At 63.3% G+C, this 14880-nt stretch carries 15 protein-coding genes; 8 read left to right on the forward strand and 7 right to left on the reverse strand.

Annotated elements, in window-relative coordinates; all coding sequences use genetic code 11:
• Positions 1-20 precede the first annotated feature (20 nt).
• Both ABRP34_RS02035 and ABRP34_RS02040 read right to left on the reverse strand, forming a co-directional pair.
• Positions 21-1328 carry an NAD(P)/FAD-dependent oxidoreductase gene (locus tag ABRP34_RS02035; protein WP_353712072.1) on the reverse strand — a complete coding sequence of 436 codons (1308 nt, stop codon included), beginning with the start codon at positions 1326-1328 and terminating at the stop codon, positions 21-23.
• Positions 1329-1360: 32 nt separating this feature from the next.
• Positions 1361-1714 (reverse strand): cupin domain-containing protein, encoded by a 354-nt coding sequence (locus ABRP34_RS02040; protein WP_003805412.1) that lies wholly within the window; start codon positions 1712-1714, stop codon positions 1361-1363.
• Between the two features lie 117 nt (positions 1715-1831).
• Here ABRP34_RS02040 and ABRP34_RS02045 point away from each other — a divergent pair, with 117 nt between their 5' ends.
• From ABRP34_RS02045 to ABRP34_RS02055, 3 genes are all read left to right on the forward strand, one after another.
• Entirely contained in the window at positions 1832-2416 is a 585-nt protein-coding gene (locus tag ABRP34_RS02045; protein WP_353712073.1) for a TetR family transcriptional regulator, read from the forward strand.
• Positions 2417-2499: 83 nt separating this feature from the next.
• Complete coding sequence (locus ABRP34_RS02050; RefSeq protein WP_353712074.1) at positions 2500-3633, forward strand: amidohydrolase family protein; 1134 nt, start codon at positions 2500-2502, stop codon at positions 3631-3633.
• Positions 3634-3765: 132 nt separating this feature from the next.
• Complete coding sequence (locus tag ABRP34_RS02055) at positions 3766-5019, forward strand: glutamine synthetase family protein (protein ID WP_353712075.1); 1254 nt, start codon at positions 3766-3768, stop codon at positions 5017-5019.
• 76 nt (positions 5020-5095) lie between these two features.
• Here ABRP34_RS02055 and ABRP34_RS02060 read toward each other — a convergent pair whose 3' ends face one another.
• The 3 genes from ABRP34_RS02060 to ABRP34_RS02070 form a co-directional block, all read right to left on the reverse strand.
• The gene (locus ABRP34_RS02060) at positions 5096-5596 is read right to left on the reverse strand and encodes a TetR/AcrR family transcriptional regulator (protein ID WP_353712076.1); all 501 of its coding nucleotides are present in this window, start codon (positions 5594-5596) and stop codon (positions 5096-5098) included.
• A gap of 332 nt (positions 5597-5928) precedes the next feature.
• Entirely contained in the window at positions 5929-7323 is a 1395-nt protein-coding gene (locus tag ABRP34_RS02065; RefSeq protein WP_353712077.1) for an NAD(P)/FAD-dependent oxidoreductase, read from the reverse strand.
• A 120-nt stretch (positions 7324-7443) separates the two neighbouring features.
• The gene (locus ABRP34_RS02070; RefSeq protein WP_314195918.1) at positions 7444-7821 is read right to left on the reverse strand and encodes a cupin domain-containing protein; all 378 of its coding nucleotides are present in this window, start codon (positions 7819-7821) and stop codon (positions 7444-7446) included.
• Positions 7822-8302: 481 nt separating this feature from the next.
• Between ABRP34_RS02070 and ABRP34_RS02075 the strand changes: the two genes are divergently transcribed.
• The 4 genes from ABRP34_RS02075 (at position 8303) to ABRP34_RS02090 (ending at position 10897) form a co-directional block, all read left to right on the forward strand.
• Entirely contained in the window at positions 8303-8713 is a 411-nt protein-coding gene (locus tag ABRP34_RS02075; protein ID WP_353712078.1) for a cupin domain-containing protein, read from the forward strand.
• 58 nt (positions 8714-8771) lie between these two features.
• Entirely contained in the window at positions 8772-8936 is a 165-nt protein-coding gene (locus ABRP34_RS02080; protein ID WP_003805428.1) for a hypothetical protein, read from the forward strand.
• Complete coding sequence (locus ABRP34_RS02085) at positions 8933-10348, forward strand: cytosine permease (protein ID WP_353712079.1); 1416 nt, start codon at positions 8933-8935, stop codon at positions 10346-10348. Before ABRP34_RS02080 ends, ABRP34_RS02085 begins: the two co-directional genes overlap by 4 nt.
• Before the next feature lie 84 nt (positions 10349-10432).
• Positions 10433-10897 carry a phage tail protein gene (locus ABRP34_RS02090; protein WP_353712080.1) on the forward strand — a complete coding sequence of 155 codons (465 nt, stop codon included), beginning with the start codon at positions 10433-10435 and terminating at the stop codon, positions 10895-10897.
• A gap of 55 nt (positions 10898-10952) precedes the next feature.
• On the opposite strand, the gene ABRP34_RS02095 is transcribed toward ABRP34_RS02090, so the two are convergent.
• The gene (locus ABRP34_RS02095; protein WP_003805435.1) at positions 10953-11540 is read right to left on the reverse strand and encodes an HhH-GPD-type base excision DNA repair protein; all 588 of its coding nucleotides are present in this window, start codon (positions 11538-11540) and stop codon (positions 10953-10955) included.
• Positions 11541-11607: 67 nt separating this feature from the next.
• Between ABRP34_RS02095 and ABRP34_RS02100 the strand changes: the two genes are divergently transcribed.
• A complete protein-coding gene (locus tag ABRP34_RS02100) occupies positions 11608-12546 on the forward strand; it encodes a 5'-3' exonuclease (protein ID WP_353712081.1) in 939 nt (312 codons plus the stop codon).
• 7 nt (positions 12547-12553) lie between these two features.
• Here ABRP34_RS02100 and ABRP34_RS02105 read toward each other — a convergent pair whose 3' ends face one another.
• Positions 12554-14710 (reverse strand): glycogen debranching N-terminal domain-containing protein, encoded by a 2157-nt coding sequence (locus ABRP34_RS02105; protein ID WP_353712082.1) that lies wholly within the window; start codon positions 14708-14710, stop codon positions 12554-12556.
• Positions 14711-14880: the final 170 nt, after the last annotated feature.

Raw genomic sequence — 14880 nt, forward strand, 5'->3', positions numbered from 1 at the left:
TCTCTCCGCGGGCAGGAAATTCAGGCCGTGCGCCCGTTCAGGATGCCCCGGGCCGCTTCCAGCCCACTTTCGATGGCGCCGTCGATGAAGCCGCCCCAGCCGTTCGCATAGTCCGAACCCGCGAACAGAAGGGGGCCGTGTGGCTGCTGGAAGCTGCCCATGGACTCGGTCAGGAAGCCTGTCCGGTGCATTGGCCAGGTTTCACCCGACAGCGGATCGCTGGTCCAGTCGTGGCTGGCGACGTCCAGTACATCAAGGTCCGGCACCAGCAGATCAATGGCCGGCTGGACCTGCCGGATGTCGGCGGGGTCAAGGCGCCCCGCATCCGGTCCGAAGGCAACGAGGATGGTGTTTCCGTCCTGTTCGTATTCGGCCTGGACGAAGTTCAGCGGCCATTCGGCAGAGCCAAGTGCCACGAACGGCTTAACCTCGCCCTTGACGGTGATCCAGACTTTGATCCCCCGGGAGGCCTGGCCTTCAGATATGCCCTTCCGGGCGGGTGCGGGCAGGGGCGGTTCAAAGGTGACTGCTCCCAGGGCACCGAGCGGCAGAGTGCACACCACGTGCGCTGCCTGGAATTCTTCGCCGTCGGTGGTGGTGACGATGGCTTTGCCGCCGGCACAATTGACCGCCGAAACAGTCCTTCCGAGGCGGACGTCTGTCCCGGCGCCGATGCCGCTGATCAGTTTGCCGGTGCCTCCCTGGATTTTGAAGGTGGCGCAGGCTTCGAAGTTGACCGTCCAGTCGCCGTTGGTCAGTGCAACCCACCGCAGGGCCTGGGTGAGGGCGGCGTCGTCGATCGGGCCGTTGAAATTCAGTGCCCAGAAGGATTCCAGGATGTCGCGGGAGTAATCCGTGATCTCCAGCTCTGCGATCTTCTTGGGCAGCGAAACATGATCGATGACCTTGATATCAGGGTTGGTGAACGGAGCGAATGGCTGGGGAAAGTACTCTCGCGATTGTTCAACGAGCTTCCGGTTCGGTGCATCGATTTCGTTCAGCAGCTGATCCGGAGTGCCCTCGTGCCGTGCGCCGCCTGCCCACCAGTAAGCACGCTCCGGGACGGGGCTCTGAACGGTGCCGACTCCGTAGCGCTTCATTTCCGCCCACACGTAGGGCTGGGTCCAATGGACCCAGGTGCCGCCTATTTCCAGCGGGCGGCCAAGCCGGTCGTCCAGCCAGGTGCGGCCGCCGATCCGGTCCCTGGCTTCGAGGGCAATCACGGAAAGGCCGGCCTGGCGCAGTTCACGGGCGGCCGTAAGGCCGGCGAAGCCTGCGCCGATAATGACGACGTCGGCCTGCTGGATTTTGTTGATGGTGTCAGTCACGGTGAGCCTTCTGCTTCGGATCCTGCTGCCGGTCAGGAGTAGACAAAGAATTCGGTGGTGTCTTCGATGACGGTCCAGCGGGTCTGCGCACCCTTGTTGAATGAAGCAGCCGAGCCCGGCGCCAGGTCGAAGCCCTCGCCCCCGTCGACCTCGATGCGCAGGTGGCCTTCGATGATGTGGATGGTTTCGTCAGCCTCGATCAGCAGGTCGAACGGTTCCGGGGCCTCTTCAGTGGTGACGTGCCAGAAGCCGGCGGACAGGGCGGGGCGGTTCCCGTCTCCCGGCCGGCGGACCCACTGGACCTGGCCGAGGATGAATGGCTCGTACTTCTGCGGGTCAAAAGCATCGTGGACGGTGAATTCGACGGCGTTCGCGGACGTGGACATGGGTGCCTCCTGGACGTTGGACAACTCAGCAGCTGCTTAGTTGTGTGGTGCATCACAGCTAAGCATTTGCTGAGGTTTGGAGTCAAGCCCCAGTTTTCGGCAGCTAGAATCGGTGACATGAGCGGGGAGAAACACGGCAGCTACGGCACGGGGCGGGAAGCTTTGCTGGCTGCCACGGTGCATGTGGTGGCGCGAAAGGGTCTGCGGGGCCTGACATTCCGCGCTGTCGCCGAGCGCGCCGGCGTCAACAACACGCTGGTCGTGCATCACTTCGGCAAACGGGATGCCCTCATCGGGGCAGCACTCGAATGGTCCGTGCAGCAATCGATCGGGCTGTCGCGGCTGGAAGCGCTGCCTGCCACCGAGGAGGAGTTCTGCCGGAGCATCCTGTCGCTGATCGAAGGCAACCCCGACATCCAGATCTTCCAGTACGAAATGATCCTTGAATCGCGGCGGCGCCCGGAACTGGCAGGGCCGGTACAGCACCTTTACGAAAGCTACATTGCGGCGCTGTCTGACGGCCTGGAGCGGATCGGCTTCGGCGGCCAGGACGGTGCCGCCCAGGCTGCCTTCGCCGCCCTGGACGGCCTGGTCCTGCAGCTCCTGGCGGGCGCCAATACGAAAGGCGTCGAGGCTGCGATCCGCTATCTCTGGGCCGCTTTGGGCGGACACGTCAACACTCCGGCCGTCAGCGCCGGCTGATATGCCCCGCCGCATGGCACTCCCGCGGCATCAGACCCATACTCAATCTAAGGGTGGCCGAACACCAACAGTTGGCGGGGATCATGACTGACACCAGCAGCCGCAGGATTGACCTGCCCCTCATCGATCACCATTGCCATGGTTTGGTCGAGACGGAACTGAGCGACGACGAGTTCCGGAGCCTGGCCACAGAATCCGACTGGCCGGGACCGGCAGGCACTGACAGCCTTGATTCGCCCTTCGGGCTGGCGGTGCGGCGTCTTTGTGCCCCGATCCTCGGACTTGAGCCGCTCGTGCCGATTGATGAATACCTCGCGCAGCGCAGGGACATTGGCGCCAGCGCGGCGAACAGGCGGCTGCTCCGCAGCACCGGAACGACCGAGTTCCTTCTTGACACCGGCATACCGGACGCGCAGCTTCTTGACCCCACCGCCATGGCGGCATGTGCTGGTGCCCGCACCCGCGAAATTGTCCGCATCGAGACAGTCGCGGAGCATCTGGCTTCCGAATCTACGGCGGCCGGCTTCGTTTCAAGACTCCCGGAGGCGCTGGCAGCCCGAAGCCGGGAGGCGGTGGGGCTGAAATCCATCATTGCCTACCGTCATGGCTTCGACATCCCCGCCGAGCGGCCAACCGGGCGTGAAGCGCTCAAAGCCGCTGACGAATGGTTCCGTGCCGCCAGGACGACGGGAACATTCAGGATCACTGACCCGGTCCTGTTGAGGTTCGGGCTTTGGGCGGGGATCGACACAGGACTGCCCATTCAGCTCCACACGGGATACGGCGACGGCGACATTGAGCTTTTCCGGGCTGATCCATCCCGGCTCACTTCACTCTTCCACGCCACCAGGTCACTGGGCGTCGTTTTCATGCTGCTCCACTGCTACCCGTTCGTCAGGGAAGCCGGAATCCTCGCCCAGATCTTTCCGCACGTATACCTCGATGTGGGCCTGGTTTCGCATTACCTGGGCCCAGGTTCCGGTACAGCAGTCCGCCAGGCAATGGAAATTGCACCGTTCAGCAAGATTCTCTACTCGTCGGATTCCTACGGACTTGGCGAGCACTACGCCGTCAGCGCGGCTAACTGGCGAACTTCGTTCGCGGCCCTGATGGACGAATGGGTTGGCTCGGGCTGGGCAACCCCGAAAGACGCCGAGAAAATTGCCACGATGGCTGCCTCCGATAACGCCAAACGCGTCTATAAATTGGACGCCTGAAGCCCAAATGTCGGTCGCGTGAACAACGGGAGGAAAGTAGTGACTTCGAATCCAAAGGCAGACATGGATCTCCAGCACGTGCGGGCCCTTGTCATTTCCACCCTGGACAACGCAGGCGTCTCGAGGGTTAAAGTGCTGCCGGGACCCAAGGTCGAGGGTGCTTTCGATAATGGCTGCGGTGTCTCGGTCAGCGTCGGAGTCCTGTTGGCGTCTGACGACCACGTCACCCGGTCATCGGAGATCGACCCCATAGTGGGTGACCTGCGTGGCATGCCGGACCGCACAGCGGTTGCCGTCGTCGACAAGACCAGTGGCCTCGCCTGGGCGCCGGCCGACCTGGTGGATTTGCAGGGTGCGCCTTATCCAACCTGCCAGCGCACAGCACTTAAACGTGTTGCTGCCGAATGGGGAACAGCCAGGCTGGAGGTATCGGTGGGCTTCGAACTGGAGTTCACGGTGTTTAGCGGTACTCGGGACTCGCCTGTTCTGGCGCATGATGGTCCGGGCTATGCTGCGACTGCATTCCTCCAGTTGGAAGCGTGGCATCTGGACGTGCTCACAGCCCTTGTGGAGGCCGGGGTTCCGGTTGAACAAGTTCACCCGGAATATGGCAGGGGCCAGGTGGAGATCGCCCTGGCCCCCAGGAGCCCGGTTCAGGCTGTTGATGACTACCTCCTCACCCGGTTCATTGTCGCCCGTGTTTCACGCCAGCATGGACTGCACGTTTCCTACTCGCCAATAGCGGATTCCACTACTGCGACCAACGGATGCCACATCCATTTCTCCGCGAGGAGCGGGGACGGCAACGTCTTCTACGACGCTGCAGCCGGCACGCAGATGCGCCCGGCAGGGGAGAGCATGATCGCCGGCGTGCTCGGGAGGCTGGCTGAAAGCTCAGCATTACTGGGAGGCAGTGCCCTGAGCCTGGCCCGGCTTCAGCCGGCACAGTGGGCGGGCAGTTTCATTTGCTGGGGCACGGGCAACCGCGAGGCCGCTGTCCGCTTCGTGCCGGGCCTCCGGGGCTACGAGGACAAGCAATCGAATGTGGAGGTGAAATGCTGCGACGGCTCCGCGAACCAATACCTTGCCGTGGCTGCCATTCTTGCAGCCGCACTGGAGGGCTTCAGGGGTCAGTTGAAACTGCCGGCAGAGGTCACGGTCGACCCCGGCACGTTGAGCGACGCCGAGAGGGAGCGCCTCGATATCCGTGCCTTTGCGCCTGACATGTTCACAGCCCTTGACGATCTGGAAGGCAGCAGTTTTCTCCGCACAGCATTGGGCCATGAACTGCTGGACGCTTATGTGGCTGTGCGGCGGGGCGAGGCGGAGCGTTTTGCAAAGCTCGACCGTGAGGCTGTGATTGCCGCCCTCCGCTGGCGATACTAGCCGGCGTTAGTGTGAACCGGCCTGCAGTCTGTGGCACTTGCCGTCGACATTGGACGCCAGCGTGCGGTGCAGGGAGCTAGACGCCGGCTTTGGCCAGGAGAGCATCAAGCACCAGAAAGAAATTGCCGCGGTGGTCGGCGGCCTTCGGGTCGGTCATGTACTGAATGGCCGCTCCGTCGTAGATCATCAGAAAGGTCCGAACCAGCGTTGCGGCGTCTATGAGGCACTTGTCACCGTTGCCCTGGGCGGCGGCAGCGAATAGGTTTCCCAGCTCCACTTCATAGGCGGGATAGATCTTCCCCGCCAGTGGGCTGGAGGCCGCATTGCGCGTTGCCCACAGAATGAGTTCGATTTCCGCAAGCAGGCTGCCGGGCTCTTCCTCCAAGGCGCGCCAGTAGTTTTCCGCGACTTGTTCCACAGCCTTTCGCAGTCCCAGATGGACCGGGACGTCGCTGGAATAGCGGTTCAGGTTCTTCAACCAGGCCTCTGCGGCGGCGTCCATGAGTTCGCTCTTGTCGCTGAAGCAATAATGGGCCGCGGCCAGGGGCGCGTTGGCCTCCTTGGCGATGGCCCGCATGGTCACATACTGGACACCTTCGCGCCGCATCAGTTCCACGGTCGCGGCAATTAACTGTTCTTTACGATCGGCTGACGATATCCGCATGGCTCACTCTCCCGTCTCCCGGTTCTGGCCCCGTAGGGACATTTTCCTTAAGACTATTGCTTGGACAAAGGTTTCACACCATTGTCCTGAACAATTGACTGGAACGGGTGTCATGTTGAGGAATGCGTACCGGGAGCCGGCGGTGGTTAAGCGGGGCTGCCTGGCCCCGGGCCGCGTCACTTCTCGGGAGAGTGTTCGCGGTCCGGGGTGCCAGGCCGTGCATAGAGTGTGGCCTCGGCCAGAGACTACCTGGCGGCCACGATGTCCGGGACGGTCGCGCCATTATCAGCGTCCTGGGAAGGTCCGTTGAGGTAGCGCTCCATGGAATCGTCCATGGCGTTGAGCCAGCGGGTGTGGTGCTTAGTGGCCATGGTGCCGGTCACCACGGAGCGGTGGAGCATGTCCCGGTAACCCAGGATGTCGTCATGCTTGTGGCGCATCCAGTCCTTGAACAATTGGGACACTGCGTCCAGGTCGAACGGCGGGTAGTCGGTGGCGTCGATGAGTTCCCGCAGGTAGTCCGTCTGGAAATCGGCCTCTGCGTCGTGATCAGGCAGGGTGGCCTGGCGCTCGAGCCAGAGCTGGATGTCCGCCTCGCGGTCGGCAAAGGACGGCAGGTCAATCGCTCCGGTCATGACGTCGCGGGCAAACCAGGCCTGCGCGTCGAACATGTTGAAGGTGTAGTACTGGTCCTGAGCACCCAGGTAGAACAGATTGGTGTTCTGCTGCCACACAACGCCCTTGTACAGGTTGCCCGGGTACAGCACATTCGGCGACTTCAGCGACATCTCGCTGGGCAGGAACGGGTACTTGTGCTGATATCCGGTGCAAAGTACGACGGCGTCAAAGTCACCCTGGGTGCCGTCGCTAAAGTGGGCGGTGGGGCCCAGGAAATGGGTGACAAGCGGGCGCTCCACCGTGTTGGCCGGCCAGTGATAGCCCATCGGGACCGTGCGGTAACTGAGCGTGATGGATGCGGCGCCCATCTTGTGGGACTGCATGCCGATGTCCTCCGCGGAGTAGCTGCTGCCAATCATGAGCAGATTCTTGCCATAAAAGCGCTCGGCTCCGCGGAAGTCGTGCGCGTGCAGGACCTCGCCCGGGAAGGTTTTGATCCCTTTGAATTCGGGGACGGAAGGAACGTGGAAGTGGCCGGTGGACACCACAAGCTTGTCGAAGACGTGGGTTTCAGTGAGGTTGGTTTTGAGATCCTCAACCGTCACCGTGAATTCCTGCGTTGCTTCGTTGTAGGTGGTGTGGCGGGCAACGGTGTTGAACCTGACGTACTTGCGGACGTCCGACTTTTCCACGCGGCCCTTGATGTAGTCGAAGAGAACCTCGCGGGGCGGGAAGGAAGAGATAGGGCGGCCGAAGTGCTCGTCAAAGGAGTAGTCCGAGAACTCCAGGCACTCCTTGGGACCGTTGGACCATAGGTGGCGATACATGCTGGAATGCACCGGCTCGCCGCTGCCGTCCAGCCCTATCCGCCAGCTGTTATTCCACTGTCCGCCCCAGTCGCTCTGCTTCTCAAAGCACAGGATCTCAGGGATGTCGGCGCCTTTTTGGCGCGCTGATTCAAAGGCCCGCAGTTGTGCCAGGCCGCTGGGCCCCGCACCGATGATTCCGACTCGTAATGTCATGCTTCTCTCCTCTTCCAATGGTTCGTGTGGGTCGCTGCTCTGCGACGCCGTGGTTGCGCTAGGCGGGGTGCGCAATGTGCGCGGGGGAGTCCTTGCTGAGCTGTGCTTACGGTGCTGTGCCTACGGAGCGAAGGAGCGGTGGCCGGTGAAGAACCCCAGGCCGTACTCGGGGGTCTCAAACTTGACCGTGGTGCCCTTGGGGAAGAACAGCACGTCGCGCTCCTTCGCGTGGGTGACTTCTCCTGTGGTCTCGTCGGTGAGGATGAACTCGCCCTTGATGACGACCTTCATTTCGTCGTAGGTGTATGTGTACACCAGCGGCTCGGAAGCCTTCAGCTCGAAGAAGCCGGCGCTCATGACCGACCCTGTGGGGTTGTGGAGGGAGTCGCCGATTGCGGCGACCGTTCCGGGCTCGTTCATCGGCGGAAGGCCGACGTAGCCGCCTTCGACCTTGTGGATGGATCCGGCCTTGGTGAGGGTTCCTACGAGAGTTTCCATGGGTTTCTCCTGTGAGTGGTGTTGTAAGGGATTTCTCTGAAGTGAACAGCCTGGCGCTGACGGGGGTGCTTTGGTACAAAGGGGCGTTGGCGCCAAAGGGACTGTGTCGGGATCAAGCCAGAGCCGGGGTTGGGGCTCCGGGGGGACCGTGGTCAACGCGACAATCTCTGTGTCGAGAGGCCCGGCTGGCTCCGCGTCGAGCCCGGCCGGTGTGAAGCAAGTCACGTATTCGTGTTCCAAAACTTTCACATGGACAGCTGTCCGAGTCAAGCGTTCAAGTTGAAGATTTTCCCGGAGCGTCGGGCGGGGCTTTTTCCTGAGCGCTTCGAGATCTTTAGTTCTGAACCATTGACTGGAACAAGCGTCCCTGTCACTGTATTGAAAGCGCCGTGACGCAGATCACGATGACTCAATCTGATTCAGATTCCCAAAGCAGATCCCCGCACAGCAGATGTCCCTACGTGAGAAACGGGTAAAGACAATGACGACAACCACCCCTCAGAACCTGACGTCCACCACAGGTGAGGCGATCGATTTCTGGCCTGCGAAGTCGAAGAAGGTCATGAAGGACGAATGGCAGCGATTGCGCTGCAGGTTCATAAACTCCGATCCCGTGGGCCCCTGGGACGAGTTCATCCTCTCGGAGTGGGAGCTGGAGGCGTGTGGCTGGGAAGACTTCCACCCCCATACCGAGACCAACTTCGTGCTGGAAGGCGAACTCCACATCGAGTGCGAGGGCCAGACTGTCATCCTGAGGCCCGGCGATTCGGCACGGGTAAATCCCGGACGGACCGGCCGGTACTGGGCGCCCGTCTACGCGCGCATGGTCACTATTTACGGTCCCAACCGCGACGGTGCGGAGTCACACTCCTTCCGCTACTCCGAAATCTAAGTCTTGGCCGCAGCGCCGCGGTCCACCACCACTCCAACTCCTTGAACGTGGGTACAACATGAGCACACTTAAAGAGCAGTACGCAGAAGAACTGAACGCCAGACTGGCCGAGTGGCAAGCGGGCAGCCTGGAACCCCCTTTCAGGTTCACCGACATGCGAACCTTGCACGCCGTCACCCTGGCCCTTCCCGTTATCGCCTTGATCCTGGGGTGGTTCCTGTGAGCCAGACCACGGACGAAATCTCCACGTCGGGAACTGAAGGATCGCTTCCGCTGCTGAGCCACGAGCGGAACTGGAGCCCCAAGTCCCTGTTCTTCAGCTCCGCCCAGGCTGCCGTAGCCACCTGGTGCTTCATCATCGGCGGCTATGTGGCCTTCTATCTGCCGGCAGCGCAAGGGTCGGTGGTGATGATCGCGGCCATGCTGGCAGGAATGTTCCTGGTTTTCCTGGCCACGGTGCCAATGGCAACGCGGTACGGGCTGGAGGCGGTCCGCTCAACCCGGCCCGTTTTCGGAACCCGTGGTTCACTCTTCACCGTCGCCCTCACCTTTCTCTTCACCATCGGGTGGGGGACCACCCTGATGATTTTCAGCGGAAAGTCCGCTGCGTTGCTGCTGGTTACTCTCGGCGTCGTCAGCGAGGCTAACGAGCCAATCGCCCAGTCTGTGAGCAGCCTCATCTGCCTCCTGGTGGTGTGGGCGCTGATCAGCCGCGGCCCCGGCATTCTTCGAAGGGTCGGCGTGATCGTTGCCTGCTCGGTCCTTGCTCTCGGGGTCATGGTGATCATCGTTATTGTTGCCAAGGTCGGCTGGGGTGCTCTCCTCGAGGCCAAGCCGAGCGCCGCAAGCGGCAACAAGCTTTTGGACTACACGACGGCCATCGAACTCATGCTCGCTACGGCCCTGTCCTGGTGGCCTTACGTCGGTGGCATGACGCGGTTCTCAAAGAGCACCAAGAAGTCCGTACTGCCTGTAACGCTGGGACTTGGCCTCGCCCTCGCGGTCATCTGCCTGATTGGCCTTTACACCGGGCTGGTCTTTCCGGATTCAGGTGGAGATCCACTGCCCGGGCTGCTGGAAATCGGCGGCGTGTGGCTGGCGTTGCCGGCATTCGCGTTCATCATCGTTGCCAACGTCGGCACGGCGATGGTCGGAACCTACACGGCGGCGCTTTCCCTGAAGCAGCAGCCTGCCATCGACGCCCGCCTTAGCTGGAGAGGCTCCACCACGGTGGCTGGACTGACTGTGGCCGTGGTGATCATCTTCCTGGCGGAGCCCTTCTACGCCAATTTCGGAACGTTCCTCACCCTCTCGGCCGTTGTCTTCGGCCCGCTGTGCGGGCTTCAAATCGCCGACTACTTCATCATCAGGAAGCAGCGTCTGGACTTGGATGGCCTGTATAACGACGGCGCAGGTTCGGCGTACTGGTACTGGAAGGGCCTGAATGTGACGGGCTTCGTCAGCATGGGCGTTGGAATCGTCGTCTACTTCCTTCTCCTTGACCCGGTCACATTTGCCTCCGCTCCCGTGTTTGCCTTCACTACCGCTACGCTGCCGTCAACCCTGGCCACGGTAGTCGTTTATGTGCTCCTGGCACGGCTTCAGCCCAAGGCGTTCGGGCCGGTCGCGCACTAGTCCAAGCGATCAGGAATCGAGAAGCCGGGCCGCGGCCCTGGATATTAGGGTGAGGAATGCGACGAACCATTACCAGGAGGGCGCATGCCATACACCGTAGACTTCCAGAACGTGTCCACCGTCGGCGTGGAATCGTCTCCAGTGGCGGAACCGCTGGCAGGGCTGCGTGCCAACGAGGCGCGCTATTACAAGAACAAGTACGACCACGCGTTCACCGTCCGGCCCGCCAGTGAGGCGCCGGAAACGCTCGACTGGGTGAACCGCATCCTCTCCGACGAGCGCAACATCGTCATCTCCGCCCGTCCGCTCGAGGTTACTTCCTTCGAAGTGGATGGTTTCCGGATGGCCTATGTGTTCTACGAATCCGGTCTGGCCATCAACGTGATGTACGGCATCGAAGACGGAGCGAAACGGGCAGTGGGTTTCAAGCTCTCGGAAGGCCAGGACGTCCCGGAGGAACTGGCAGCAAGCTTCAAGTTCGCACGCCAGAAGTCGAAGCTGGCCGGGGTGATCCGCGGCTCCTACTTCGTGATCAAGGGCGAATACTGAGCAGCCCCGAATACTGAGCAGCCCCGCCAAGGCCACCGGCCGCCGTCGTATTTAACTACCCGGCGGCCGGCGCCTTCGCTGCCTTGGCGGCGGCCTTTGCTGCCTGCTTGCTGGCGCGCACCTTCGTCAGCGACTCAGGGTCCACGATGTCCGCGACCGAGAGGTATGAACCCTCTTCGCCGTAGTGGCCCGCGGCCTCACGCCAGCCCGGCGCCTGGAGCCCGCACTGCTTGCCGAGCAGTGCCAGGAAGATCTTGGCCTTCTGTTCGCCGAATCCCGGCAGTGCCTTCAGCCTGCGTAACACTTCCTTGCCGTTGGGTTCGTCCCGGGTCCAGATGGCAGTTGCCTCGCCGCCCCACTCGCTCTGCACGGCCTCGGCGAGCGCCTGGACGCGGCCGGCCATGGAGCCGGGGAAGCGGTGTACTGCCGGGCGTTCCTTGAAGACCTCAATGAAGCCTGCCGGGTCATGTTCGGCGACAGCCGCAGGGCTGATGGACCCGATGCGTGTGCGGATCTTTTCGGGTCCGGCGAACGCCGACTCCATGGTCACCTGCTGGTCGAGCAGCATGCCGGTGAGCAGCGCGAAGGCGTCATCGCTGAGCAGTTTGTCGGCGGCTTCGTCGCCGGTGATGTGCAGTTCCATGCGCCCATCCTCCCACTTCCGGCCCGTGTCCCGGGCATCGCGCGGCGATTCCATGTCAGGATCAGTCATGGTCAACCGCCTGATGCTGCTCGACACCGCCTCCCTGTACTTCCGTGCGTTTTACGGCCTGCCCGACACCATCCGCCGCCCCGACGGCACCCCGGTGAACGCCGTCCGCGGCCTGCTCGACATGATCGCGCGGCTCACCACCGACTACGGCGCCACGCATCTTGTGGCCTGCTGGGACGACGACTGGCGTCCGCAGTGGCGGGTCGACCTCATTCCGACCTACAAAGCCCACCGCGTGGCCGAGGTGGTGGCGGGTGCGGCCGACGTGGAGGTGGTGCCGGACGCCCTTGAGGCGCAGATCCCCCTGATCCGCCACGTGCTGGACCTCGCCGGCATCGCCGTCGTGGGTGTTCCGGAGCATGAGGCCGACGACGTCGTGGGCACCTACGCCAGCCACGCTGACCTTCCGGTCGACGTGGTGACGGGGGACAGGGACCTCTTCCAGGTGGTCGACGACGCCCGCCAGGTCCGGGTGATCTACACTGCCCGGGGGATGAAGAACCTCGAAGTCATGACCGACGCCGTCGTAGTGGCGAAGTACCGGGTTCTCCCCGCGCAGTACGCCGACTACGCCACCCTCCGGGGCGATGCCTCGGACGGGCTGCCCGGTGTTGCCGGCATCGGCGAGAAGACCGCGGCGGCGCTGCTCCTGGAACACGGCACGCTCGACGGGCTGCTCGCGGCTGCGGCGGACCCTGAAGGCAGAGTGTCGGGCCCGGTGCGGTCCAAGCTCGCTGCGGCCGCGGACTATCTCAACGTCGCGCCCGCGGTCGTCAACGTGGTGCGGAATCTGGAGCTGCCGTCCCTCGATGAAGCGGGCGCGGAACTGCACCCCGTCACGGGTGCGGCGCGGGAAGAACTCAAGCGGCTCTCCACTGAGTGGAACCTCGGCGGCTCCGTCCGCCGGCTGCTGGAGGCGCTGGACCGGCGGACCTAGGCCGAGGTCACCTACCCAGCCCGGCTTCAGCCATAAGCTCTGTCAGCCACGGCCGGTGTTCGCGGTGGAAGGTCAGTCCCTCCGGCAGCCCCTGCACGGAAGGTTCGGAACCCGTGATGTTGATGGTGATCCGGCCGCCGCCCATAGGCGCGTTGGTAATGTGCAGGTCGCCGAAGGATTCGGGCAGGACCGGGTCCATCCACATGCCGCCCCGGGATACGTGCGCGTCGTACCGCATCAGGCTGGTCACCAGCATGATGGGCGTGGTGGCTGCCCACGCCTGCGGGGAGCACGCCGTCGGATAGGGCACCGGCTCGGTCACCTGGTCCCGGCTGAAGCCGCAGAACAGTTCCGGGAGCCGGCCGTCCGTGTAGTCGGCCGCCTCCAGCAGGGCGGTCGCGATCCGCTGCGCCTCGTCCACGAAGCCGTAGCGCAGCAGGCCCGCCGCGATGATGGCATTGTCGTGCGGCCAGACCGACCCGTTGTGGTAACTCGCCGGATTGTAGGCTCCCATGTCGCTGCCCAGCGTCCGGACGCCCCAGCCGCTGAACATCTCGGGTGACATCAGCCGCTCGGCCACCTGGGGCAACTTGTCCTCATCGATGATGCCGTGCCACAGGCACTGCCCCATGTTGGACGCACATGCGTCAACGGGCCGCTTGTCCCGGTCCAGGGCGACGGCGTAATAGCCGCGGTCCGGCAGCCAGAACTGTTCGTTGAACTTCTTCTTCAGCTGCGCCGCCTCTTCCGTGAGCTGCGCCGCCAATGGTGCATCGCCGGCGTCGTACGCCATCCACGCCCGGGACATGAACGCAGAGTAGACCAGCGCCTGGACTTCACAGAGTGCGATCGGCGGCTCCGCCAGCGTCCCGTCCGCGAAGTTGATACCGTCCCACGAGTCCTTCCAGCCCTGGTTGATGAGGCCCTGATCGTTGAGCCGCTCATACTCGACGAACCCGTCGCCGTCCTTGTCGCCGTAGTTCCGGATCCAGTCCAGCGCCCGGTCCGCATGCGGCAGCAGTTCGGCAATGGTGTCCCGGCCAAAGCCCCAGCGGCTCACCGAACCGAGCGCCATCACGAACTGCGGCGTGGCGTCGATGCTGCCGTAGTAGGCGTTCTTGCCGCCCAGCGCCAACCCGCTGGAGACACCGAGCCGGACCTCGTGCAGGATCTTCCCAGGCTCCTCCTCGCTCATCGGGTCCACCACTTTGCCCTGCCGGTCGGCCAGCGTCTGCAGCGTGCCCAGGGCCAGGGACGGATCAACCGGCAGCGCCATCTCCGAGGCCCACAGCGAGTCCCGGCCGAACAGCGTCATGAACCACGGCGCACCCGCAGCCACCACGATCCGCTCCGGATGGGCGGGATCCTCGATGCGCAGCGCACCAAGGTCGTCGTAGCTGCGCCGCAGGGTGCGCTCGATAGAGCGGTTGCCCATGTGCAGCTGGGGTATCTTGGCCACCCATTCCTGCCGCCGGCGGTCGCTCGGGGAAAGATCACCCGCTGCCGGGCGGACCAACGACGACGGCGGGACCCCGCCGCCGTTGGCGGCAGGCGCCACGCTCACCCGGGAGCTCCATGCACCGCGCGGCGGGACCACCGTCCGGAAAGTAAGGGAATCGGCGGTGACCTCGGCGCCGGCTGCATCGACGACGACGCTCTTGACGAGGTCCTGCCAGCCGGCACTAATCACCAGGGAATCGTCCTCTGGCCGGCGGGATTCTTCCCAGCGCCGCTGGACACGGGCCTCTTTCACCTCAAAGAGATCCGCGAAGTCCGACTCCACGTTGAGGGAAACGACGCATTCGGTCTCCTTCGCGGAATAGTTCCGGATGGTGATCTCCTCGCGGATTCCTGCACCGACCTCCCGCAGGCGCTCCACGATCAGGGGGCTGTCCGCGTACCCGTCGGAGCGGGGAACCCGGCCAATGAACAGCGCCCGGTAAGGCTCCTTGGTTTCTGCCGTCAGCGCCTCCAGTGGCAGGCCGTTCACGGACAGGTTCCAGCGGGACACGATGCGGGTGTCCTCATGAAAAACCCCGTGCGGGTGCTCCGGATGGATGTCCCCGTTCGCCGAGGAGATACAGAAGGACGAACCTTCCACCAAGGTGACCGTGTCCGACCCCACAGGACCGGCAGCCGTATCAGCGTTCCAGCCAGCAGCCATGCCCGCCTCCTTCGACGGCTCAGCATGAGGCGGCGCTGTGCGGACCGGAGCCGCACTGCCGTTCGCCGCCTACTCCGTTGGGCATGACGCTACGCTCGAACGCCTCCCGATAAAAGGGTCTCTGGCGGCCTCCGGTGAAGACGACGAGAATGGGTTTCGTGCCCCAACTT

The organism is Arthrobacter sp. K5 (genome assembly GCF_040448525.1).
Taxonomy (GTDB): domain Bacteria; phylum Actinomycetota; class Actinomycetes; order Actinomycetales; family Micrococcaceae; genus Arthrobacter; species Arthrobacter globiformis.

Coding starts and splice junctions, on each gene's coding strand:
- ABRP34_RS02040 (WP_003805412.1), bottom strand. CDS start 1,714: ATGTCCACGTCCGCGAACGCCGTCGAATTCACCGTCCACGATGCTTTT.
- ABRP34_RS02045 (WP_353712073.1), top strand. CDS start 1,832: ATGAGCGGGGAGAAACACGGCAGCTACGGCACGGGGCGGGAAGCTTTG.
- ABRP34_RS02050 (WP_353712074.1), top strand. CDS start 2,500: ATGACTGACACCAGCAGCCGCAGGATTGACCTGCCCCTCATCGATCAC.
- ABRP34_RS02060 (WP_353712076.1), bottom strand. CDS start 5,596: ATGCGGGCCATCGCCAAGGAGGCCAACGCGCCCCTGGCCGCGGCCCAT.
- ABRP34_RS02065 (WP_353712077.1), bottom strand. CDS start 7,323: ATGACATTACGAGTCGGAATCATCGGTGCGGGGCCCAGCGGCCTGGCA.
- ABRP34_RS02070 (WP_314195918.1), bottom strand. CDS start 7,821: ATGGAAACTCTCGTAGGAACCCTCACCAAGGCCGGATCCATCCACAAG.
- ABRP34_RS02075 (WP_353712078.1), top strand. CDS start 8,303: ATGACGACAACCACCCCTCAGAACCTGACGTCCACCACAGGTGAGGCG.
- ABRP34_RS02080 (WP_003805428.1), top strand. CDS start 8,772: ATGAGCACACTTAAAGAGCAGTACGCAGAAGAACTGAACGCCAGACTG.
- ABRP34_RS02090 (WP_353712080.1), top strand. CDS start 10,433: ATGCCATACACCGTAGACTTCCAGAACGTGTCCACCGTCGGCGTGGAA.
- ABRP34_RS02095 (WP_003805435.1), bottom strand. CDS start 11,540: ATGGAACTGCACATCACCGGCGACGAAGCCGCCGACAAACTGCTCAGC.
- ABRP34_RS02100 (WP_353712081.1), top strand. CDS start 11,608: ATGGTCAACCGCCTGATGCTGCTCGACACCGCCTCCCTGTACTTCCGT.
- ABRP34_RS02105 (WP_353712082.1), bottom strand. CDS start 14,710: ATGGCTGCTGGCTGGAACGCTGATACGGCTGCCGGTCCTGTGGGGTCG.